The organism is Sagittula sp. S175 (genome assembly GCF_049800975.1).
Taxonomy (GTDB): domain Bacteria; phylum Pseudomonadota; class Alphaproteobacteria; order Rhodobacterales; family Rhodobacteraceae; genus Sagittula.
In genome coordinates, this window is the sequence record NZ_JBNAGB010000005.1 from 62,333 (window position 1) to 83,430 (window position 21,098).

The 21,098-nt window shown below is 64.9% G+C and carries 18 protein-coding genes; 11 read left to right on the plus strand and 7 right to left on the minus strand.

Annotated elements, in window-relative coordinates:
* Positions 1-17: 17 nt before the first annotated feature.
* The 3 genes from ACP16H_RS08150 to ACP16H_RS08160 all read right to left on the minus strand — a co-directional run bounded on the left by ACP16H_RS08150 (position 18) and on the right by ACP16H_RS08160 (position 3,599).
* A complete protein-coding gene (locus ACP16H_RS08150) occupies positions 18-1,199 on the minus strand; it encodes a malate--CoA ligase subunit beta (protein ID WP_425071783.1) in 1,182 nt (393 codons plus the stop codon).
* 123 nt (positions 1,200-1,322) lie between these two features.
* Positions 1,323-2,282 carry an HpcH/HpaI aldolase/citrate lyase family protein gene (locus tag ACP16H_RS08155; protein ID WP_425071784.1) on the minus strand — a complete coding sequence of 320 codons (960 nt, stop codon included), beginning with the start codon at positions 2,280-2,282 and terminating at the stop codon, positions 1,323-1,325.
* 102 nt (positions 2,283-2,384) lie between these two features.
* Positions 2,385-3,599 (minus strand): pyridoxal-phosphate-dependent aminotransferase family protein, encoded by a 1,215-nt coding sequence (locus tag ACP16H_RS08160; RefSeq protein ID WP_425071785.1) that lies wholly within the window; start codon positions 3,597-3,599, stop codon positions 2,385-2,387.
* A gap of 197 nt (positions 3,600-3,796) precedes the next feature.
* Here ACP16H_RS08160 and ACP16H_RS08165 point away from each other — a divergent pair, with 197 nt between their 5' ends.
* Positions 3,797-5,206 (plus strand): helix-turn-helix domain-containing protein, encoded by a 1,410-nt coding sequence (locus ACP16H_RS08165; protein ID WP_425071786.1) that lies wholly within the window; start codon positions 3,797-3,799, stop codon positions 5,204-5,206.
* Positions 5,207-5,218: 12 nt separating this feature from the next.
* Here the strand turns inward: ACP16H_RS08165 and ACP16H_RS08170 are convergent, their stop codons facing one another.
* On the minus strand, positions 5,219-6,115 hold the full coding sequence (locus ACP16H_RS08170; protein ID WP_425071787.1) for a LysR substrate-binding domain-containing protein: 897 nt from the start codon (positions 6,113-6,115) through the stop codon (positions 5,219-5,221).
* Between the two features lie 230 nt (positions 6,116-6,345).
* On the opposite strand from ACP16H_RS08170, the gene katG reads away from it, so the two are divergent.
* Positions 6,346-8,544 carry a catalase/peroxidase HPI gene (katG, locus tag ACP16H_RS08175; RefSeq protein ID WP_425071788.1) on the plus strand — a complete coding sequence of 733 codons (2,199 nt, stop codon included), beginning with the start codon at positions 6,346-6,348 and terminating at the stop codon, positions 8,542-8,544.
* A 133-nt stretch (positions 8,545-8,677) separates the two neighbouring features.
* On the opposite strand, the gene ACP16H_RS08180 is transcribed toward katG, so the two are convergent.
* Positions 8,678-8,869: a DUF1674 domain-containing protein gene (locus ACP16H_RS08180; protein ID WP_425071789.1), complete on the minus strand. Its 192-nt coding sequence runs from the start codon at positions 8,867-8,869 to the stop codon at positions 8,678-8,680.
* An 82-nt stretch (positions 8,870-8,951) separates the two neighbouring features.
* On the opposite strand from ACP16H_RS08180, the gene ACP16H_RS08185 reads away from it, so the two are divergent.
* From ACP16H_RS08185 to ACP16H_RS08225, 9 genes are all read left to right on the plus strand, one after another.
* The gene (locus ACP16H_RS08185; protein ID WP_425071790.1) at positions 8,952-10,193 is read left to right on the plus strand and encodes an RsmB/NOP family class I SAM-dependent RNA methyltransferase; all 1,242 of its coding nucleotides are present in this window, start codon (positions 8,952-8,954) and stop codon (positions 10,191-10,193) included.
* Between the two features lie 123 nt (positions 10,194-10,316).
* The gene (locus ACP16H_RS08190) at positions 10,317-12,065 is read left to right on the plus strand and encodes a heparinase II/III family protein (protein ID WP_425071791.1); all 1,749 of its coding nucleotides are present in this window, start codon (positions 10,317-10,319) and stop codon (positions 12,063-12,065) included.
* A gap of 18 nt (positions 12,066-12,083) precedes the next feature.
* A complete protein-coding gene (gene purH, locus ACP16H_RS08195) occupies positions 12,084-13,682 on the plus strand; it encodes a bifunctional phosphoribosylaminoimidazolecarboxamide formyltransferase/IMP cyclohydrolase (RefSeq protein WP_425071792.1) in 1,599 nt (532 codons plus the stop codon).
* 258 nt (positions 13,683-13,940) lie between these two features.
* A complete protein-coding gene (gene lspA / locus ACP16H_RS08200; RefSeq protein ID WP_425071793.1) occupies positions 13,941-14,462 on the plus strand; it encodes a signal peptidase II in 522 nt (173 codons plus the stop codon).
* Positions 14,463-14,542: 80 nt separating this feature from the next.
* The gene (locus tag ACP16H_RS08205) at positions 14,543-15,079 is read left to right on the plus strand and encodes a DUF3035 domain-containing protein (RefSeq protein ID WP_425071794.1); all 537 of its coding nucleotides are present in this window, start codon (positions 14,543-14,545) and stop codon (positions 15,077-15,079) included.
* Positions 15,080-15,107: 28 nt separating this feature from the next.
* Positions 15,108-15,485 (plus strand): YkvA family protein, encoded by a 378-nt coding sequence (locus ACP16H_RS08210; RefSeq protein WP_425071795.1) that lies wholly within the window; start codon positions 15,108-15,110, stop codon positions 15,483-15,485.
* A 126-nt stretch (positions 15,486-15,611) separates the two neighbouring features.
* On the plus strand, positions 15,612-16,952 hold the full coding sequence (locus tag ACP16H_RS08215) for a M16 family metallopeptidase (RefSeq protein WP_425071796.1): 1,341 nt from the start codon (positions 15,612-15,614) through the stop codon (positions 16,950-16,952).
* Complete coding sequence (locus ACP16H_RS08220; RefSeq protein WP_425071797.1) at positions 16,949-18,283, plus strand: M16 family metallopeptidase; 1,335 nt, start codon at positions 16,949-16,951, stop codon at positions 18,281-18,283. Before ACP16H_RS08215 ends, ACP16H_RS08220 begins: the two co-directional genes overlap by 4 nt.
* Positions 18,284-18,394: 111 nt before the next feature.
* Positions 18,395-19,840: a DUF2252 domain-containing protein gene (locus ACP16H_RS08225; RefSeq protein ID WP_425071798.1), complete on the plus strand. Its 1,446-nt coding sequence runs from the start codon at positions 18,395-18,397 to the stop codon at positions 19,838-19,840.
* On the opposite strand, the gene ACP16H_RS08230 is transcribed toward ACP16H_RS08225, so the two are convergent.
* Complete coding sequence (locus ACP16H_RS08230) at positions 19,831-20,055, minus strand: hypothetical protein (protein ID WP_425071799.1); 225 nt, start codon at positions 20,053-20,055, stop codon at positions 19,831-19,833. The genes ACP16H_RS08225 and ACP16H_RS08230 overlap by 10 nt on opposite strands.
* 56 nt (positions 20,056-20,111) lie before the next feature.
* Positions 20,112-20,987 (minus strand): 4-hydroxy-tetrahydrodipicolinate synthase, encoded by an 876-nt coding sequence (gene dapA / locus ACP16H_RS08235; RefSeq protein ID WP_425071800.1) that lies wholly within the window; start codon positions 20,985-20,987, stop codon positions 20,112-20,114.
* Positions 20,988-21,098 lie beyond the last annotated feature (111 nt).

Consider the following 21,098-nt stretch of genomic DNA (forward strand, 5'->3'; position numbering starts at 1 on the left):
TGTCTCTCCTCAGGGGCTTATTCGGCGGCGATTTTTTGCGAGGCAGCGGCGACGGCGCGGTCTGCGGCTTCGGCCAGCGTGTCGGCAGAGATGATGGGAAGCCCGCTCTCGCGGATGATCTTCTGACCTTCCTCGACATTGGTGCCCGACAGGCGCACCACGACGGGCAGGTCGATGCCCACTTCCTTGTAGGCCTGGATGACCCCCTTCGCGATCCAGTCGCAGCGGTTGATGCCGGCGAAGATGTTCACGAGGATGACGGAGACGTTCTTGTCCGACAGCACGGTGCGGAAGGCCTGGCAGACGCGCTCGGGCGAGGCACCGCCGCCAATGTCGAGGAAGTTCGCGGGCTGACCACCGGCCAGCTGGATCATGTCCATCGACGCCATGGCGAGGCCCGCGCCGTTGATGATGCAGCCGATATCGCCGTCGAGGCCCACGTAAGCCAGCCCGTGATCGGCGGCAAAGGCCTCGCGCGGGTCTTCCTGGCTCGGGTCACGCAGAGCTTCAACCTGCGGACGGCGGTACAGCGCGTTGGTGTCAAAGGACATCTTGGCATCCAGCGCGATCAGGCTGCCCTGCCTGGTGATGACCAGCGGGTTGATCTCGACCATCATGGCGTCGAGGTCGCGGTAGGCGCGGTAGCACGCCTGCAGGAAGGTCACGAACTGGTTGACCTGCTTCCCGTCGAGGCCGAGGCGGAAGCCGATGTCGCGCGCCTGGTATTCGCGGAGACCCACCGCCGGGTCGATCACGGACCGGACAAGGCTGTCGGGGTCCTCGTGGGCGAGGTCCTCGATCTCCATCCCGCCATGGCCGGAGGCGACGATCATGATGCGCTCGGTCTTCCGGTCCAGGACGAAACCCAGGTACAGTTCCTGCGCAATGTCAGAGGCTTCTTCGACATAGAGGCGGTAGACCCCCTTGCCGTTGGCGTCGGTCTGCTTGGTCACCAGCTGGGTGCCCAGCAGCGACTTGGCGTAGTCGGCCACCTCGGCGTCCGACTTGCACAACTTCACGCCGCCCGCTTCGCCACGGCCGCCGGAATGCACCTGCGCCTTCACGACCCACGGACCCTTGCCGCCCAGTTCTCGCGCCGCATAGGCCGCCTGTTCCGGCGAATAGGCCACGATCCCGCGCGGCACCGGCACGCCAAAGCCCTTCAGGATTTCCTTGGCCTGATGCTCATGAATGTCCATTTTCGATCTCCTCCAAACCGTTGGCCGGGGTTTCCCCGCCATCCTGTCCGGGGCCCCTCGTACGGGCCCTCGGAGGTTTGCGTAGGTCGGGGCTTTGCCCCGACTCCCCTGAAAATCAGGGGCTTACTCGGCCGCGATCGGGCCAGCCTTGGCGGCGATGGCGTTCGCCATGTCGATCACGTTGCGCGCCATCTTCTCGGAGGCCGCGTCGATCATCTTGCCGTCGAGGCTTGCCGCGCCCTTGCCAGCCGCTTCGGCGGCCTTCAGTTCCTCGATGATGCGCTGCGCCTTGGTGACCTCGGCCTCGGGCGGCGAGAACACGTCGTTCGCCATGGCGATCTGCGACGGGTGGATCGCCCACTTGCCCTCGCAGCCCAGAGCGGCGGCGCGCTTGGCACCGGCGATGTAGCCCTCGGGATCGCTGAAATCGCCGAAGGGACCGTCCACTGCACGCAGGCCATAGGCGCGGCAGGCAATGACCATGCGGGTGATCGACGCATGCCACTGGTCGCCCGGGTAATCCGGGTTCAGGCCGCCGATGTTCGTCGTGCGCGCCCGCATCGAGGCTGCGTAATCCGCCACGCCGAAGTGCAGGCACTCCAGACGCCCGCCGAACTGCGCGATCGCCTCGACGTTGGCCATGCCCAGGGCGGTTTCGATCAACGCCTCCAGACCCACGCGGGTGGTCAGGCCACAGGCCTGCTCGATCTGATTCACCATGGCCTCGACCATGTAGAGGTCCGCCGGAACGCCGACCTTCGGCACCAGCAGGGTATCGACGCGATCCCCTGCTTTTTCCATGATATCAACGACATCGCGGTACATGTAATGCGTGTCCAGACCGTTGATCCGCACCGAAACGGTCTTGCCCTTGCCGGCCCAGTCGATGTCGTTCAGCAGTTCCACAGCATTCTTGCGGGCCTGTTCCTTCTCGGGCGGCGCGACGGCGTCCTCGAGGTCCAGGAACACCACGTCAGCGGCCGAGTCAGCGGCCTTCTCAACCATCGCAGGGTTCGACGCGGGCACCGCCAGTTCCGAGCGGTGCAGGCGCTGCTTGCGCAGGGGATGAAGCGTATGAGACATGTATTGTCCTTCCTTTAAGGTCAGAGCCTCCCTGTCCGGTCACGTCCACGCGACCGGCCTCCTTGGCCCAAAGTTCTGAATTCGTTATCGTTTAAGCGGCGGTCACTCCGCCGCCACAGCCATCACGCCCGGCGCAGCCGCGCCATGGGCAAACCAGTTCGACGCCGCCGCGACACCCGCGCCCAGCGGCACCCGCGCGCCTGCCTTGACCAGCGCCAGCTCGGCCAGCGACAGCGCCGTCAGCGTCATACCCTCGTTGAACGACCCGAGATGCCCGATGCGGAACACCTTGCCCGCCAACCGCGACAGGCCCGAGCCGAACGAGGCGTTCAGCTCCTCGTAGGCGATGCGCAGCACCTCGCGGGCATCCACGCCTTCCGGCACCCGCACCGCCGTTACGGTGTTCGAGTAGAGCGAGTGGTGCTCGGCCACGGTGTCCAGGCCCCAGGCCTTGACGCCCCGGCGCACGCCCTCGGCCAGCCGCGCGTGGCGGGCAAAGACAGCCTCCAGCCCCTCCGCCTCGATCAGCCCCAGCGCCGCGCGCAGCCCGTGCAGCAGCGGCGTCGGCGGCGTGTAGGGGAAATAACCGTCCTTGTTGAACGCCCGCATGTCGGCGAAATCATAGTAGGCCCGGCGCATGGTGGCGGTCTTGGATGCCTCCAGCGCCTTCTGGCTGACACCCAGAATGCCCAGCCCTGCCGGCATCATCAGTCCCTTCTGCGAGCCGGTCACCGCGAGGTCGACGCCCCACTGATCCATGCGGAAATCCATCGAGCCGATCGACGACACGCCATCCACGAACAGCAGCGCCTCGTGGAAGCACTCGTCCATCACGCGGCGCACGGCCTCGATATCGGACACGACACCGGTCGCGGTCTCGTTGTGGGTGACGAAGACCGCCTTGATCTCGTCGTCCTTGTCACGACCGAGGATGCGGCCGAATTCCTTCCACGGCACGCCCGCGCCCCAAGGCACATCCACCACGATGGGCTCCAGCCCCAGCATCTCGGCCATCTTCACCCAGAGGGTCGAGAACTGGCCGTAGCGCGCCATCAGCACCTTGTCGCCGGGGTTCAGCGTGTTGGTGATCGCCGCTTCCCACGCCGAGGTGCCGGAGCCGGGGAACAGCATGACTTCGCCGCCCATCGTCTTGAAGACCTTCTTGAGCCCCTCGAACAGCGGAAGCGTCAGCTGACCAAAGTCCGCCGCCCGCATGTCCTGCTGCGCCACGTTCATCGCCTGCCGCACGGCCTCCGGGACATTCGTCGGGCCGGGGATGAACAGGTGGGTCTGTCCGCTGTGCTGTGCCTTGAACATGGTCGGTCTCCTCCTCCGATGCCTATCGTCATGACACAGCCATGGCGCGAATTGGAAATGCTTCCGGGTCGCGCTGTAAATGCGAGATTTTACAGACCGCAGGTTTTGTAAAAATGTCAAATTCAGTATACTGTAAAATACATCGGTGTTCTGCTTTTTTCCGTGTATGGTCGCGGCAGGGAAGAGGAATACACGACATGAAGACCTTCATCGGGCCGCGCCTGCGGCGTTTGAGGATCGAGCACGGCCATACACAGGTGCAAATGGGCAAGGAGCTGGGGATCTCCACCTCCTACGTCAACCTATTGGAAAAGAATGAGAGATCGGTCTCGGTGCCGGTCCTGCTGAAACTGTTCGAGGCCTACGGTGTCGACTGGCGCGACATTGCCGAGGATGACGATACGGCGGCGCTGGCCGACATACGTGGCGCGTTGCAGGACCCGCTCTTTGATGGCGCGCGCCCGGACCTGGCGCAGCTGCGCGCGGCCATGGCCCATGCGCCCGATCTGGCGGGGGCCTTCGTCAAACTGCATCGGGCCTACCTGGCAGCGACGGATCAACTCATGAGTGTCGCCGGGGCTGGCGCAGGCGAGGACGCCCCAAGCCTGCTGCACACCGCCCCCGAGGCGACCGTCCACCACTTCTTTCGCCGCAACCAGAACCATTTTCCCCGGCTGGAGGCCGCCGCCGAATCGTTCTGGGAGGGCGAGACCGTCGCCGTGGACGACATGTATTTCGCGCTGAAAACGCGGCTGCGGCAACAGCTTGGCCTGCGCGTGCGCGTTGTCCCCGTGACCGAGATGCCCGCCAGTTTGCGCGAATACGACCGCGAGCGCGCCGAGGTCCGCCTGTCCGAGGCCCTCGACCACCCCAACCGCCTGTTCCAGCTGGTCCATGTCGCGGGCCTGATCGAGCAGCGCGAATTGCTGGAAACGATCCTGGCCGAGACCGACATCAAGGACCCCACCGGACAGGCGCGTTGTCGGGTGGAGCTGGCGAACTACTTTGCCGCCGCCGTTCTGATGCCCTACGACCGCTATTTGGCCGAGGCCAAGGCGTCAAAATACGACTTTGACCACCTCGCCGTGCGCTTTGGCGTGTCCTTCGAGCAGGCCTGCCACCGCGCCACGACGCTGCAACGCAGCGGCGCGCGGGGCATCCCGTTCTTTTTCCTGCGAATCGACAAGGCCGGGAATGTGACGAAGCGATTCAACGCCACGGACTTCCACCTGGCCGAACACGGCGGCGCCTGTCCGCGCCTCGAAGTGCACTCGTCGTTCCGCACCCCGGGGCGGATTTCCAGCCAAGTGGTCGAGATGCCGGACCGCTCGTCTTTCTTCGTGTTGTCGCGCACGGTGGACCGTCCGGCTTTTACGCGCCATGCACAGGATGTGCGGCTGGCGGTGGCCATCGGCTGCGCCACGGAACACGCGCGCGAGATCGGCTATGCCGAGACGCTGAACCTGTCGGACACGCGCGCCACCGAGATCGGTATCAACTGCCGGATTTGTCCCCGCGCGAACTGCGACCAGCGGGCGCATCAGGCATTGGTGCTGCAAGCTCCCGTCGATGCCACCCGGCGGGGGGCCACGCGCTACGCGGTTTGAGGGTGCGCCGCGTCAGCGGGACTGCTCGCCAACGCGGCGGACCACTTCGGCGATGCGTTGAAACTGGTCTGCCAGCGGCGAGGAACGCCGCCAGACCATGCCGATCGTGCGCGTCGGCTGCGGCGCTGAGAAGTGCGCGATGTCGACTTCGGCCGAGCGCGCCTCGACCGGGACGGCCATCTCGGGGATCAGCGTCACGCCAAGCCCGACGCCAACCATCTGCACCAGCGTCGTCAGCGATGACCCGTCCAGCCCGTCGCGCGGCACCGCCGACCCCATGCGGCAGAAGGACAGTGCCTGATCGCGGAAGCAATGGCCTTCTTCCAGAAGCAGCAAGCGCATCCGGGCGAGCGTTTCGCCATCGGGCACAGGGTGACCGGCGTCGCCGGACGGACGGACCAGCACAAAGGATTCATCGAACAGCGGCACCTCGGTCAGTGCCGGTTCCGAGATCGGCAAGGCGAGGATCGCCGCGTCGATGCGGCCTTCGTGCAATTCCTGGATCAGGCGCGGCGTCAGGGTCTCGCGCACGTTCAGGTCGAGGCCGGGGAAATCCGCCGACAGATGCCCGATCAGGCGCGGCAGCAGGTAGGGCGCGATGGTAGGGATGATTCCCAGCCGCAGGCGTTCCATCATGCCCCCACGGGCCGAGCGGGCGAAGTCGCCCAATTCGTCAACTTGCCGCAGGATGTCCGTGACGCGCGCCAGAAACGCCTCTCCGAACGCGGTCAGCCGGATTTGGCGCGGACCGCGCTCTACCAGCGGCTGGCCCAATTCAGCCTCCAGTTCCTTGATCTGCACGGACAGCGCGGGCTGCGAGATGGCGCAGGCGGCGGCGGCATGGCCAAAATGCCCGTGATGGGCGAGTGCCTCGAAGTATTTGAGCTGTTTCAGAGTGATGTTTATCATAGGTTTTGATTATCAATCCGATGAGAAGTTTCAACTTAAATATATTGGAAGCGCGGGTTAGAAAGGTTCCAGACTGATGCGCGAGGAGAGGGCGCACCCAACGGTGCACCCGGTCCGGACAGGAGAGGAGCCTGGCGGGCCAGACGCCTGACATCGGAAGAATCGAACAACTCCGGGGGCTTGGGTGCCTTTCGGGGAGCATATGACCTTTGACCTGAGGGAGACTTGACATGGATGGTAGCGATATCGGCAAATGCCCGATCCACGGAGCCACGAACTTCAAGGTGCGCGGCAACCGCGACTGGTGGCCGAACCAGCTGAACCTGGGCATCCTGCACCAGCACGCCCCGGCCTCTAACCCTATGGGTGAGGCATTTGACTACGCCGAGGCGTTCAAGAAGCTGGACCTGAAGGCGCTGAAGGCCGACTTGACGGCGCTGATGACCGACAGCCAGGACTGGTGGCCGGCGGATTACGGGCACTATGGCCCGTTCATGATCCGCATGGCGTGGCACGCGGCGGGCACCTATCGCACGGCGGATGGCCGGGGTGGCGCCTCCACCGGGCAGCAGCGGTTCGCGCCGCTGAACTCTTGGCCGGACAACGGCAACCTCGACAAGGCGCGGCGCCTGCTGTGGCCGGTGAAGAAGAAGTACGGCAACAGTATTTCCTGGGCGGACCTGTTCGTGCTGGCGGGCAATGTCGCCATCGAATCGATGGGCGGCAAGACCTTCGGCTTTGGCGGCGGGCGCGCCGACACATGGCAGCCGGAGGAAGACGTCTACTGGGGTTCGGAGGCCGAATGGCTGGCGACCTCGGACAAGGAGAACTCGCGCTACTCGGGCGAGCGAGATCTGGAAAACCCGCTGGCGGCCGTGCAGATGGGCCTGATCTACGTGAATCCCGAAGGTCCGGACGGCCAGCCCGATCCGCTGGCGTCGGGCCGCGACATCCGCGAGACCTTTGCCCGCATGGCGATGAACGACGAGGAAACCGTCGCGCTGACCGCGGGCGGCCACACCTTTGGCAAGGCGCACGGCGCGGGCGATGCGGCACTGGTCGGTGCGGAACCCGAGGCGGGCGAGCTGGAAGCCATGGGCTTTGGCTGGGCGTCCACGCACGAGACCGGGCTGGGCAAGCACACGATCACAAGCGGCATCGAAGGCCCGTGGACGGCGCATCCCACCACTTGGGACAACGGCTATTTCGACCTGCTGTTCGGCTACGAATGGGAACTGGTGAAGTCGCCCGCAGGCGCGTGGCAGTGGCATCCGAAGGACCTCAAGGACGAGGACTTCGCGCCGCAGGTGGACGGGTCGGGTGACAAGGTCACGCCGATGATGACCACCGCCGACATGGCGATGCGCATGGACCCGATATACGGCCCGATCTCCAAGCGGTTTCACGAGAACCCGGCGGAGTTCCAGGAGGCGTTCGCCCGCGCGTGGTTCAAGCTGACGCACCGCGACATGGGTCCGAAGGCGCTGTACCTCGGCGAGGAAGTCCCTGCCGAAGACCTGATCTGGCAGGACCCGGTTCCTGCGGCGGATTACCCGCAGATCGACGAGGGTGACGTTAAGGCGCTGAAGGAGGCGATCCTCGCCAGCGGCCTGACGGTGCAGGAGTTGGTGTACACGGCCTGGTCCTCGGCCTCGACCTTCCGTGGGTCGGACAAGCGGGGCGGGGCCAATGGCGCCCGGATCCGCCTGGCACCGCAGAAGGACTGGGAGGTGAATCAGCCCGAGCAACTGGCGAAGGTGCTGGGGACGCTGGAAGGCATCAAGGCAGATTTCGACGCCAAAGGTGCCAAGAAGGTGTCCATCGCGGACCTGATCGTTCTGGGGGGTAATGCCGCCATCGAGAAGGCTGCGGCGGCAGGTGGCAACCCCTGCGAGGTGCCGTTCACTCCGGGCCGGACCGACGCGACCGAGGCGCAGACCGATGCGGACAGCTTTGACCCGCTGAAGCCCGAGGCGGATGGTTTCCGCAACTACTCGAGCCAGCAGTTCAGCATTTCCGCCGAGGAGATGCTGGTCGACAAGGCGCAACTGCTGGGCCTGTCGGCCCCGGAGATGACGGTGCTGGTCGGCGGGATGCGGTCGCTTGGCGCCAACTACGGTGGCACCACGCATGGCATGTTCGACGGGGACTACGGTGTTCTGGACACCAAGTTCTTTGAGGGCATCACCGACATGGGCGTGCAGTGGAAGCCGGTCGAAGGCGAGCAGGGCGTCTACAAGGCGACCAACCGTTCGGACGGCGGCGACCGCTGGACCGGCACGCGGGTGGACCTCGTGTTCGGCTCGAATTCGCAGCTGCGCGCGCTGTCCGAGGTCTATGCCCAGGACGACAACAAGGCGAAATTCGTCTGCGATTTCGTCAGCGCCTGGAACAAGGTGATGAACGCGGATCGCTTCGACATCGCCTGAGCCGCTTGAGGCTGATAACGCAAGGCCCCTGCCGGAAGGTGGGGGCCTTTTGATTTTTATCACAGGGTTTTGGCGGCCGTGCGTGCAGCGCGGGTGCCATGGCTCCGACGTGGCGACCGCAGTGCAGCAGCGTTCAAAAGTCGATCGCGATGCCCTTTTTCTCCCAGTCTCCGTAACGCGCCGGGTCGAGGCCATCGCGGCCACCAAGTTCAACCGGGCGGGGGTTGGCCTTTGCTTCGGCCTCGGCCTGGGCGCGGCGTTCGGCGGCCTCGGCAAGGGCGCGTTGTGCGGCGGGCGGCAGGTCTGGTTTCGACTCTTCGGACATGAGGGTTTTCCTTGTCTGGTTGGGTTGATATAGGCCCGGGCAGCCCGTCCCGGCAAGGCCGGGGCCTTTCCCGGAGAGATCAATGAGCGCACCGAGCCCCGCCAGACTGGCCGCCGTCGACCTGTTGGACCAGGTGTTGGAGCGCGGCTTGCCGCTGTCGCAGGGCAATCGGCTGGCGGCGTTGGAACCGGCGGACCGTGCGGCGGCGGGGCGGCTGACGGCGGAGGTGCTGCGCAATCTCGAGCGCGCGGATAAGATCCTGAAGGGCTATTTGCGCAAGACCCCGGAGCCTCGGGTGATGAACATCCTGCGGCTGGGCTGTGTCGAGTTGTGCATGGGCGGTGCGGCGCATGGCGTCGTGTCGGACTGCGTCGAGATCGCGGCGCGCGGCAAGGCCACCGAGGGGGCCAAGGGGCTGGTCAACGCGGTGCTGCGCAAGGTCGCCGCCGAGGGGCCTGAGATCTGGGGCAAACTGCGGGTGCCGCGTCTGCCGAAGTGGCTGCGCAAGCCCCTGGTCGATGCCTGGGGACCGCAGGTGGTGGCCGAAATGGAGCGCGCGCATTGGAACGGCGCTCCGGTCGACGTGACCTTAAAGGGCGCGCCGGTCGAGGGGTTGGAGGGCGTGACGCTGCCCACCGGGTCCCTGCGTCTGGAGGGGCCGGTGCAGGTGCGGGCGCTTCCGGGGTTCGAGGCGGGCGATTGGTGGGTGCAGGATGCCGCCGCTGCCCTGCCAGTCAAGCTGCTGGGCGATGTGGCAGGACTGGATGTGCTGGACATGTGCGCCGCGCCCGGGGGCAAGACGCTGCAACTGGCGGCTGCGGGGGCCAATGTGACGGCGCTCGACCTGTCCGAGGCGCGGATGGAGCGGGTGAAGGAGAACCTCGACCGTTGCGGGCTGAAGGCGACGCTGGTCGTGGGCGATGCGCTGGAACACAAGGGCGCGTACGATGCGATCCTGCTGGATGCGCCGTGTTCGGCGACGGGCACGATCCGTCGGCATCCCGACCTACCACATGCCCATCAGGGCGAGAAGATTTCCGAGCTGATCGGCTTGCAGGCCTGGATGCTGGATCATGCTCTGACCCTGTTGAAACCGGGCGGAAAGCTGGTGTTTGCCACCTGTTCTCTGATCCCGGACGAGGGGGAGTGCCAGGTCGAGGAGGCCTTGGCGCGCCACCCCGGCTTGAAGGTCCTGCCGTTGGAGCAGGCGTGGATCGAGGATCGCTGGCGCTCGGAAGAGGGCGGATTGCGGCTGCGCCCGGACTATTGGCCGCAGCGGGGCGGCATGGATGGCTTTTACATGGCGCTGCTGTCGAAGGACTGACCGTTCCGCTTGGGGTTAACAGGCGGTTAACTACGGAGATGACTTCGTAACGATTGCCCTGTAGGATGCCGCCCAAGTGCCCGCAAAGGGCCATCCCCCCGAGGGCAACGAGGTCAGGCAGAGATGACAACGCAAGCCAACTGGCGGACTGCGCCAGCGCGAGTCATGAATCATGTTCACGCAAGACTGGCGGCGCGCGCGCGTCCGGCGGATGGCTTTGTCAGCCAGCCGGAACCGCGCACCGTGGGGTTCTTTGCGCGCGGGCGGCAGATGATCGCCGGAAACCTGATGTTCGCGGGCCATCTGGTCGAGGCTCCCGGCGCGATGCTGTGGGAGATCGAGGCGCCCGAAGCGGCCTTTGCCGAGGAAATCCACGGCTTTGCATGGCTCGACGACCTGGCCGCCGTGGGCGACATGAAGGCGCGGGCGCTGGCGCAGCAATGGCTGTGGGGCTGGATCGAGCGCTACGGGCGCGGGCGCGGACCGGGCTGGACGCCGGAGCTGACCGGGCGGCGGGTGATCCGCTGGATTCACCATGCGCTGTTCCTGCTGCGCGGCATGCCCTCGGAAAAATCCGAAGCATTTTACGCGGCCTTGGGCGCGCAGGCGCAGTTCCTTGCAAAACGGGGGGCCTCGGCCCCGCCGGGGCTGGCGCGGTTCGAGGCCATGACCGGCCTTCTCTATGCCGGGTTGTCGCTGGAAGGGATGCAGGCGCATGTCGCCCCGGCGCGGGATGCGCTGGGCGTCGATTGCGAACGGCAGGTGGACGCGCAGGGCGGTATCCCCACGCGCAACCCCGAGGAACTGCTGGAGGTTTTCACCCTGCTGACCTGGGCGCAGCTGGCGCTGGACGAAGCGGACATGCAGCCACATCCCGGCCACGTGCAGGCAATCGGGCGCATAGCGCCGACCTTGCGGACGCTCCGCCATGCCGACGGCGGGCTGGCGCGGTTCCATGGCGGGGGCAGGGGGCTGGATGGGCGGCTGGACATGGCGCTTGCGGCCTCCGGGTCGAAGAAGCGGCAGGCGGACGGGCTTGCCATGGGCTTTGCCCGGCTGTCGGCGGGCCGGACGAGCGTGATCGTGGATGCCAGCGTGCCGCCGGTGGGCGCGGCCTCGGCCAATGCCCATGCGTCGACCCTTGCGTTCGAGCTGACGTCTGGGCGGCGGCCTTTGATCGTGTCTTGCGGCTCGGGCGGCGGGTTTGGGGAGGATTGGCGACGGGCGGGCCGGGCGACGCTGTCGCATTCGGTGCTGTGTCTGCAGGGCTATTCCTCGGCCCGGCTGGCGCCTGCGCGCTGGGTGGGCCAGTCGCGGCGCGAACTTCTGGAGGACGCCCCAAGGGAAACGCCGATCCACATGGCGCACCTGGCGGAGAGCTTGCGCTTTGAGGGCGGGCATGATGGCTATGTCAGCGTGCAGGGGCTGACCCATGCGCGCAGCCTGGAGCTGTCGCTGGACGGGCGCAGTCTGCGGGGCGAGGATTACCTCGTCGCGCTGGATGCCCCGGCCAAAAAGCGATTCGACCGGGCGATGGACGCGGTCAAACTGTCTGGCGTGCCTTTCGAGATTCGCTTTCACCTGCATCCCGACGTGGACGTGGCGGTAGATATGGGCGGAACCATGGTCTCCATGGCGCTGAAATCCGGGGAAATCTGGGTGTTCCGCTTTGAAGGCGGGGTGGATTTGTCGCTTGAGGCATCGGTTTACCTGGAAAAGGGCCGTTTGCGCCCCCGTGCGACCAAGCAGGTGGTTCTATCCGGGCGGGCAATGCAGTATGCGACGCGCGTCCGCTGGTCCCTGGCCAAGGCGCAGGACACGGCCATTGCCGTGCGCGACCTCCAGAGGGATGAGGCGGACCTGACCGTATAACTCCTCAGGAGAGCCCCGATGACCGACCTCGCCCCCGTGCGCCGCGCGCTGATTTCCGTTTCCGACAAGACCGGCCTGATCGACCTGGCCCGTGCGCTGGCAGACCTGAAGATCGAGATCCTGTCGACCGGCGGCTCTGCTGCGGCGATCCGCGATGCGGGTATCCCGGTGCGCGACGTGTCTGACCTGACCGAGTTCCCCGAGATGATGGATGGCCGGGTCAAGACACTGCACCCCAAGGTTCACGGCGGCCTTCTGGCGCTGCGGGACAACGGCATGCACGTGGCGTCGATGGCGGAGCATGGCATTGTTCCGATCGACCTACTGGTGGTGAACCTCTACCCGTTCGAGGCAGCGCTGGCGCGTGGCGCGGGCTATGACGAGATGATCGAGAACATCGACATCGGCGGCCCGGCAATGATCCGCGCGGCGGCCAAGAACCACCAGTTCGTGACGACTGTCGTGGACGTCGAGGACTACGACGCGCTGCTGGAAGAGATCAAGGCGAACGGCGGCGAGGAGGCGCAGACCTCTTACGGTTTCCGCCAGAAGATGGCGCAGATCGCCTATGCCCGCACCGGTGCCTATGACGCGGCGGTTTCCACCTGGATGGCGGGCGCGATTGGCGAGAAGACCCCGCGCCGCCGTGTGATCGCGGGCGAGCTGAAGCAGTCGCTGCGTTACGGCGAAAACAGCCATCAAGGCGCGGCCTTCTACACCGATGGGTCGAATCGTCCCGGCGTGGCCGTGGCGGAGCAGTTGCAGGGCAAGGAACTGTCTTACAACAACTTCAACGACACCGATGCGGCGTTCGAACTGGTGTCGGAATTCCTGCCCAAGGACGGCCCGGCGGTGGCGATCATCAAGCACGCCAACCCCTGCGGTGTCGCCAAGGGCGCGACAATGCTGGAGGCCTACCAGAAGGCGTTTGACTGCGACCGGACGTCCGCGTTCGGGGGCATCGTGGCGCTGAACGGCACGCTCGACGCAAAGACGGCAGAAGCGATTTCCGAAATCTTCACCGAGGTGGTGATCGCGCCCGCAATCGATCAGGGCGCCAAGGACATCTTTGCCGCCAAGAAGAACCTGCGCCTGATCCTCGCCCCCGGTCTGGCGAACACGGCTGAGGTAGGTGTGGCGTTCAAGCAGGTCTCGGGCGGCATCCTCGTGCAGGACCGTGACAACGGCGCGCTGACCGTGGACGACCTGAAGGTGGTGACAAAGCTCGCCCCGACCGATGCGCAGATGCAGGACCTGCTGTTTGCGTGGAAGGTCGCCAAGCATGTCAAATCCAACGCCATCGTCTACGTCAAGGATGGCGCGACCGTGGGTGTCGGTGCGGGACAAATGAGCCGCGTGGACTCGGCCATGATCGCGGCCAAGAAGGCAGAGCGTATGGCCGAAGCCCTGGGGCTGCCGCAGCCGCTGACCATCGGCTCTGCGGTGGCGTCGGACGCGTTCTTCCCCTTCCCGGACGGTCTGATGGAAGCCGCCGCCGCTGGCGCCACCTGTGTCATCCAGCCGGGTGGCTCGATGCGCGACGACGAGGTCATCAAGGCCGCGGACGAGGCTGGGCTGGCGATGGTCTTTACCGGAATGCGCCACTTCCGCCACTGATGGGTGGGTGATCTTACGGAAGCTTTGCTCTTCCTATACCTTTGCGCGGGCGGATTGCTGATGCCTGCGGTTGTGCGCCCCTTTCGGGGCGCATATGCTTTTGGCCCAAGAGCAGAGGGAAGAGCAGTCCCCGCGAACGGCCGGATCGGCACGAAACGGCGCAGTCAACTGCGCGTGATCGCGCCAAGGTTGCAAGGCAATCGTGGTTTACGCATCTATCCCCAACAGAGCAAAAACGATAACAACGCCGGAAATGCCATGAGCGAGACAGTGGTGATACGCAGGCAGAGCAGTGAACAGACGCAGCCCCTTCGACTTGTCTGGTGGGTCGCGTTGTGGATTTTCCTTGTGGACCAGGTGAGTAAGGTCTGGGTCGTGCATCTGCTCGACCTGAAATCCGTGCTGCGGATCGAGGTCATACCTCCCTATCTCAACTTTCACATGGCGTGGAACTACGGCATCAACTTCGGCCTGCTGGCGGGAGAGGCGGCGGCAACGCGCTGGATCCTGATCTCGGTCGCATTGGGCATCGTGCTCTTCGTGGTGGTCTGGATGCGGCGCGAGCCTCCGGGCAAGCTGGGCATGATCTCGGCAGGCCTGTTGGTGGGCGGCGCGCTGGGCAACGTGGTGGACCGGGTGCTGTATGGCGCTGTGGCGGATTTCCTCAACATGTCCTGCTGCGGTTTCGTGAATCCCTTTGCCTTCAACGTGGCGGATATCGCGATTTTCGCTGGCGCCTTCGGTCTGGTCTTGTTTCCGTCGGCGAAAAAGGCCCCGTAAGGCGCGCTGTTGGAAAAGGGCGGGTGACGCCGATCTGACAATGGGTTAGAACCGCTGCAACACGGAAGGTGGAGGGTGTGATGCGAGCTGCGCATCTGGCGATTGTTCTGACTCTGGGCGCAGTGGCGCTGGCTGGCTGCTCGCGCACGAGCGGCGGCGAGGTGAAGCCCCTGCACGACCTGCGCGCCAACAGTGGCGAGCCCGAAGAATTCGCCATTGTTCCGAACAAGCCGCTGACCATGCCGCAAAGCTTTGCCGAGCTGCCACAGCCGACTCCGGGCGGTGCGAACCGCACCGATCAGACGCCCAAGGCCGATGCCGTGGCCGCGCTGGGGGGCAACCCGGCGGCGGTGAATGCGACGACGGGCACAATCGGTGCCGGGGACGGTGCCATTGTGCAGCAGGCCAGCCGCTTTGGCCGTGACGACAACATCCGCGGTACGCTTGCCTCGGAGGATGCGCAGTTCCGCAAGGGCAAGGGGCGCTTCACCTGGTCCATCGTGCCGAAGGACAATTATTCCGCGGCCTACAAGCGCCAGAAGCTGGACCCCTACGCCTGGCTTCAGCGTTACCGCAGCGCCGGTGCGCGCACGCCATCTGCCCCGCCGGTCGAGTGATCGCGCCGCGTGGTTTTCCCGAGTTGCTTTGAAACGCTGGCTCGACGGGCTGAAAGGCTGGGCGCGTTCGGTCAAACGTGATGTGGTCGCGCTGTGGATCGCGGCGCGGGATCGGCGCACGCCCCTTGCGGCGAAACTGGTCGCCGGAGCGACGGCAGCCTATGCGCTGAGCCCGATTGACCTGATCCCCGACTTCATTCCCGTGCTGGGCTATCTGGACGATCTGCTGATCGTTCCTTTGGGCGTTGTGCTGGCTGTCCGGCTGATCCCGCCGGACCTTATGGCGCTCTTCCGGCAAACGGCGCAGGGGAGGGCGCGTCCACGCAGTCTGATCGCCTTGATCGTGATCGTTCTCCTCTGGACGCTGCTCGGCGTTTACCTTGGGGCACTTGTGCTGAATAGGTGATACACAAGTGCAGGTTTCATCACGTCCACGTCAGATACACTCTGGAAGGGCAGAGTTAACTTGAAGTTAATGCACCGGCGCGTAGGTAATGTGTCTATTCGCACACTCGTGGAGACTTGAAACGCAATGCGCCACATCACGCTCTCACTTGCGCTCGCCTTGTCGCCCTTGGTCGCCGTTCCGGCGCAGGCCGAGGTTCCCGTGACAACCTACACGCTGGACAACGGGATGGAGGTGGTCGTGATCGAAGACCACCGCGCCCCGGTGGTCGAGCATATGGTCTGGTACAAGGCCGGATCGGCCGATGAACAGGTCGGCGTGTCCGGGGTCGCGCATTTCCTCGAACACCTGCTGTTCAAGGGGACCGAGAAGCTGGCGCCGGGCGAATTTTCCAAGGTCGTGGCGGACAACGGTGGCACGGACAATGCCTTTACCAGCCTCGATCAGACGGCCTATCACCAACGTGTCGCGGCGGACCGGCTGGGCCTGATGATGGAGATGGAGAGCGACCGCATGGTCAATCTCCAGCTGGACGAAGCGGCCATCAAGACCGAGCGGGACGTCATCATCGAAGAGCGCAACATGCGCACCGAGAACGATCCGGGCGCGCTGTTCCGCGAACAGTCTATGGCGGCGCAGTACCTCAACCATCCATATGGTACGCCGGTCATCGGGTGGCGGCACGAGATGGAGGCGCTCGATCTCAAGGCGGCGCTGGACTACTACCGCGAGTTCTATGCTCCCAACAACGCGATCCTGATCGTGGCGGGCGACGTGCAGCCGGACGCGGTGCTGGCCTTGGCCAAACAGTATTACGAGCCTCTGGCGCCGAACCCTGACCTTCAGCCGCGCGCGCGTCCCAGTGAACCGCGCCAGATGGCAGAGCGCCGCATGGTGTTCCGCGATGCGCGAGTCTCGACACCCTATGTCATGCGGACCTACCTCGCGCCGGAGCGTGATCCCGGCGCGCAGGAGACCGCAGCGGCGCTGACCATCCTTGCGGAGGTGCTGGGTGGCGGGCAGACGTCTGTCCTGAACCAGAAGCTCCAGTTCGACCTGAAGAAAGCCGTCTATACCTCGGCGTTCTACAACGGCACCTCGCTGGACGACACGACCTTTGGTCTGGTGGTCGTTCCGGCCCCCGGTGTTTCGCTGGAAGAGGCTGAACGGGAGATGGACGGCGTGATCGCGCAGTTCATCACCGAGGGCGTGGATGAAAAGCAGCTGGAGCGGATCAAGTTCCAGGTGCGCGCCTCGCAGATTTATGGCGCGGATGACGTGGGTCGTCTGGCGCGGAAGTATGGCGATGCGCTGACCTCTGGCCTGACGGTCGAGGACGTGAAGGCCTGGCCGGAGGTGCTGCAGGCGGTGACCTCCGAGGACGTGGTGGCCGCTGCCAAGATGGTCTTTGACCGCAACCATTCTGTGACCGGCTTCCTGAAGCCCGCCGAGGAGGTGACGCAATGAAGCATTTCGTCGTGAAGCGTTTTGTCCTGGCCGTCGGGCTGATCTTCGGCGCGACGCTCGCCCAGGCGGATATCGAGATCCAGCAAGTCGAAAGCCCCGGAGGCTTTGACGCCTGGCTGGTGGAAGAGCATGCCATTCCCTTTGTCGCACTGGAGCTGCGTTTCAAGGGGGGCGGCTCGTTGGATGTCGAAGGAAAGCGTGGCGCCACGAACCTGATGGCCAGCCTGCTGGAGGAAGGTGCGGGCGACATGGACGCGCGCGGTTTTGCCGAGGCGAAGGAGGGCATCGCGGCGCAGATCGGGTATGACCTGAACGATGACACTCTCAGCATCTCGGCGAAGTTCCTGACCGAGACGCGGGATGAGGGTGTCGACCTGCTGCGGGCCTCGATCGTTGATCCTGCCTTTGACGAGGACAGCATCGAGCGCGTGCGCAAGCAGGTGCTGTCGGGGCTGGCGTCAGATGCCACGGACCCGGACAAGATCGTCAGCCGGGTGTTCGACGGCATGGTCTACGGCGATCACCCTTATGCGACTGATTACTCGGGCACGCTGGAAAGCGTCTCGGCTCTGACCCGTGACGATATTGTCGAGGCCTGGAAAAACGCGATTGCCAAGGACCGTGTCGTGGTCTCGGCAGCGGGGGACATCACCGCCGAGGAACTGGGCGCGCTGATGGATCGCCTCCTGTCCGACCTGCCGGACACCGGCGCGCCTCAGCCCGCGCGGGTGGACGTGATGACCGAAGCCGGCGTGACCGTGGTTCCCTTCGATACGCCGCAGTCGGTTGCGATTTTCGGCCATCGCGGGATGAAGCGGAACGATCCGGATTTCTTTGCCGCGTACATCCTGAACACCATCTTTGGCGAGGGCGGTTTCGAGTCGCGCCTGATGGACGAGGTGCGCGAGAAGCGCGGTCTGACCTACGGGGTCTATTCCTACCTCATGCCGCGCGATCATGCGGAACTGGTGATCGGTCGCGTGGCCTCGGCCAATGACCGCGTTGCGGAGGCCGTCGAGGTCATCAAGGCGGAGTGGGCCAAGGTCGCTTCGGAAGGAGTGACGCAACAGGAGTTGGACGACGCCAAGACCTACCTGACGGGTGCCTACCCGCTGCGGTTCGACGGCAACGGGCCGATTGCCAAGATCCTCGCCGGGATGCAGCTGGACGATCTGGACCCGGACTACATCAAGACCCGCAATGCCAATATCGAGGCCGTCACGCTGGAGGGCATCAACCGCGTGGCGTCGGAACTGATGAAGCCGGATGAGCTTGCGTTTGTCGTCGTCGGTCAGCCCGTAGGGCTGGAGGCTGCGAACGTCGGTCAGTAAGTCATCCGGATGGGACTGTAACACAGGGCGGGGCTTTCCCGCCCTGTGTCGTTCTGCAGGAACGATTCATCGAATGCGTGCGTTTTTCTTCGTCAAGTAAGGGAGACGGACATGGCACCGAAGGACGGCGGCGGGCAGGGCGGCTCTGGCAGGGCCAAAGGGCCGGAAGCGAAGAAATCCAACAAGGCCGCACCGGAAACCGAGCTCAAGAGCCGGGTGGACGACTATCGCCGTCTGACGGAGAGGTTCGTCGAGTACCCTTGCATCATGCGTCCCTCTGACCTGACCGGCGAAGACCGACGGCGGCATGTGCGCGAGACGATCCTCGAAGACCACGCCTTGCGCATCGCCCAACAGGCCGACGGCGCGCGTGAGAAATTCGAGACGCTGGCCAAGTCGCGGTTCTCGTTCTTTCGCGGGACATCTCTGCTGTTTCACCGGGACATGCTGGGGGATGACGCACGGATGCCGACGGTGCTTGTGCTGGGCGACGTGCATCCCGAGAATTTCGGCGTCATGCCCAATGCGGACAATGCCCCGATCTTTGGCGTCAACGATTTCGACGACGTGATCTACGGACCTTTCACATGGGATCTGAAGCGCGGCACCACGGGTTTTCTGCTGGCCGCCGAAGAGCAAAGCGATTTGTCCGAGAAGCACCGGATCAAGGTCGCGCGAAAGTTCATCGAGGGCTACCACGAGGGCATCGCCTTTTACGCCCGGCACGACACCGAAAGCAGCCAGCAGATCCGGCAGGACAATGCGCCAAAGGTGATCCGCAAGCTGTTCGAAGAGGCGCAGACCAGCCGCAAGGAATGGCTCTGGGACCGTTATCTGGCGGAAAACGGGCTGGGCTTTCGCGCGAACTACGAACTGACGCCGGTGTCCTCGCGGGTGACGGAATTTCAGGGGTATATCGACCAACTGGCCAAGGGCGCCGGGATCAAGGACGTGGGCCGTGTCGGCGCGTTGAAGGTCAAGGATGTGTGTATGCGGCACGGGCAGGGGACGGCGTCGCTGGGACTGGCGCGTTACTACGTCCTGCTGGAGGGGCCGAGCGAGAACGCCACGGACGACCTTATCATCGAGTTCAAGCGTGCGCGGCCTTCGGCGCTGGAGGGGCTGGTGCCGCCGAATGATTTTCACGCGGGCGACCAGGGCGACCGGATCGCGCACGGGCAGGCGGTGCATCTGGCGAATGGGGACGTGTTCTATGGTTCGGTAGAGATCGACGGGGTGTCCTTCATGTCGCGGGAACGCGCACCGTTTCGCGAGGACATCGACCTCGACGACCTGTCCAAGAAGTCGTGGAAGCGCTACGCCCACGCCTGCGGGCAGGCCTTGGCGCAGGCGCATGCGCGGTCCGACGATGCTGGCCAGCTGGATTACCGGATCGAGCCGCGCATCCTGGAGGCAATGGAGCCGCTGGAACTGTTCATCGACGACATGCTGTGTTTCGCCCGCGAGGCGGTGGCGCGGCTGGATCGGGATCACGCGATGTTCAGGCGGGATCTGAAGCTGGGTGCCTTCACCAACCCGATGAAAGCCTATCGCTGACCGGTGGACAGATACCAGCCACGCAGGCCGGTGGTCGGCACGCTGCGCGCCACGCGTCGGACAAGGGCCGGGTGAATCAGGCGGAACACGAGGATATACAGCGCGACGAAGCTGGCGGCGTAGAAAAGCGTCTCCAGCGCGCTGCCACGCCCGTCGCCATGGAGCCATATGTGCAAGGCCAAGGCCGCTCCCGCGATGGCGAAAGCGGCAGCCATGATCCGTATGCGCAGGCGCAACGGAAAAGGGCCGATCAGCAGACCGGCCCGTCTCATCAGTTCAGCAGCCCGGCGTGGCGCAGGCCGGCGTCGATGCGCTCCTGCACCGGTTCCGTTACCGGCAGCAGCGGCAGGCGGACCGAGTTTTCGCACAGTCCCAGCCGCGACATGGCGTATTTCACGCCACACAGTCCCGGCTCGAGGAAGATGGCCTGATGCAGCGGCATCAGACGGTCCTGAAGCTCGAGCGCTTTTGCGTAGTCACCGGCCAGGCACGCCTCTTGCATCTGCGCGCAGAGCGCCGGGGCCACGTTCGCGGTGACAGAGATCATGCCGCGACCGCCCTGGGCGTTGAAGCCGTGTGCGGTGCCGTCCTCACCCGAGAGCTGGATGAAGTCCTTGCCACAGGTGATGCGCTGCGCGTTGACGCGGGCGAGGTCGCCGGTGGCGTCCTTCACGCCGACGATATGCGGCAGCTTCGCCAGCTCGCCCATGGTCGCCGGAGTCATGTCCACGGCCGACCGACCGGGGATATTGTAGATGACGATCGGCAACTGCGCGGCGTCGTGGATTGCCTTGAAATGGGCAATCATGCCCGCCTGCGTCGGCTTGTTGTAATAGGGCGTCACGATCAGCACGCCATCGGCGCCGACGGATTTTGCATGCACCGAAAGGCGGATCGCCTCGTCGGTGTTGTTCGATCCCGCGCCCGCGATGACCGGCACGCGGCCAGCGGCGGCCTCGACGACGGCCTCGATGACCTGTTCGTGTTCGGCATGGGTCAGGGTCGGGCTTTCACCCGTGGTGCCGACCGGCACCAGCCCGTGGGTGCCCTGTTCGATCTGCCAGTCCACCAGCTGTTTGAGCGTGGCGAAATCCACCGCGCCGTCCTTGAACGGCGTGACCAGGGCAGGCATTGATCCCTTGAACATCTCACGCTCCTTTGCTGTGGTTTCGGGGTTCTTGCACGTCTTGGAAGATTTCCGCCGACCCAGCGGGAATGTGTGTTGAAGCCAAGGGTGCGGGCAGTATCCTCCGAGGTG

Coding starts and splice junctions, on each gene's coding strand:
- ACP16H_RS08215 (WP_425071796.1), top strand. CDS start 15,612: ATGCGCCACATCACGCTCTCACTTGCGCTCGCCTTGTCGCCCTTGGTC.
- ACP16H_RS08165 (WP_425071786.1), top strand. CDS start 3,797: ATGAAGACCTTCATCGGGCCGCGCCTGCGGCGTTTGAGGATCGAGCAC.
- ACP16H_RS08185 (WP_425071790.1), top strand. CDS start 8,952: ATGAGCGCACCGAGCCCCGCCAGACTGGCCGCCGTCGACCTGTTGGAC.
- ACP16H_RS08190 (WP_425071791.1), top strand. CDS start 10,317: ATGACAACGCAAGCCAACTGGCGGACTGCGCCAGCGCGAGTCATGAAT.
- ACP16H_RS08160 (WP_425071785.1), bottom strand. CDS start 3,599: ATGTTCAAGGCACAGCACAGCGGACAGACCCACCTGTTCATCCCCGGC.
- ACP16H_RS08155 (WP_425071784.1), bottom strand. CDS start 2,282: ATGTCTCATACGCTTCATCCCCTGCGCAAGCAGCGCCTGCACCGCTCG.
- ACP16H_RS08205 (WP_425071794.1), top strand. CDS start 14,543: ATGCGAGCTGCGCATCTGGCGATTGTTCTGACTCTGGGCGCAGTGGCG.
- ACP16H_RS08220 (WP_425071797.1), top strand. CDS start 16,949: ATGAAGCATTTCGTCGTGAAGCGTTTTGTCCTGGCCGTCGGGCTGATC.
- ACP16H_RS08230 (WP_425071799.1), bottom strand. CDS start 20,055: ATGGCTGCCGCTTTCGCCATCGCGGGAGCGGCCTTGGCCTTGCACATA.
- lspA (WP_425071793.1), top strand. CDS start 13,941: ATGAGCGAGACAGTGGTGATACGCAGGCAGAGCAGTGAACAGACGCAG.
- dapA (WP_425071800.1), bottom strand. CDS start 20,987: ATGTTCAAGGGATCAATGCCTGCCCTGGTCACGCCGTTCAAGGACGGC.
- ACP16H_RS08170 (WP_425071787.1), bottom strand. CDS start 6,115: ATGATAAACATCACTCTGAAACAGCTCAAATACTTCGAGGCACTCGCC.
- purH (WP_425071792.1), top strand. CDS start 12,084: ATGACCGACCTCGCCCCCGTGCGCCGCGCGCTGATTTCCGTTTCCGAC.
- ACP16H_RS08180 (WP_425071789.1), bottom strand. CDS start 8,869: ATGTCCGAAGAGTCGAAACCAGACCTGCCGCCCGCCGCACAACGCGCC.
- ACP16H_RS08225 (WP_425071798.1), top strand. CDS start 18,395: ATGGCACCGAAGGACGGCGGCGGGCAGGGCGGCTCTGGCAGGGCCAAA.
- ACP16H_RS08150 (WP_425071783.1), bottom strand. CDS start 1,199: ATGGACATTCATGAGCATCAGGCCAAGGAAATCCTGAAGGGCTTTGGC.
- katG (WP_425071788.1), top strand. CDS start 6,346: ATGGATGGTAGCGATATCGGCAAATGCCCGATCCACGGAGCCACGAAC.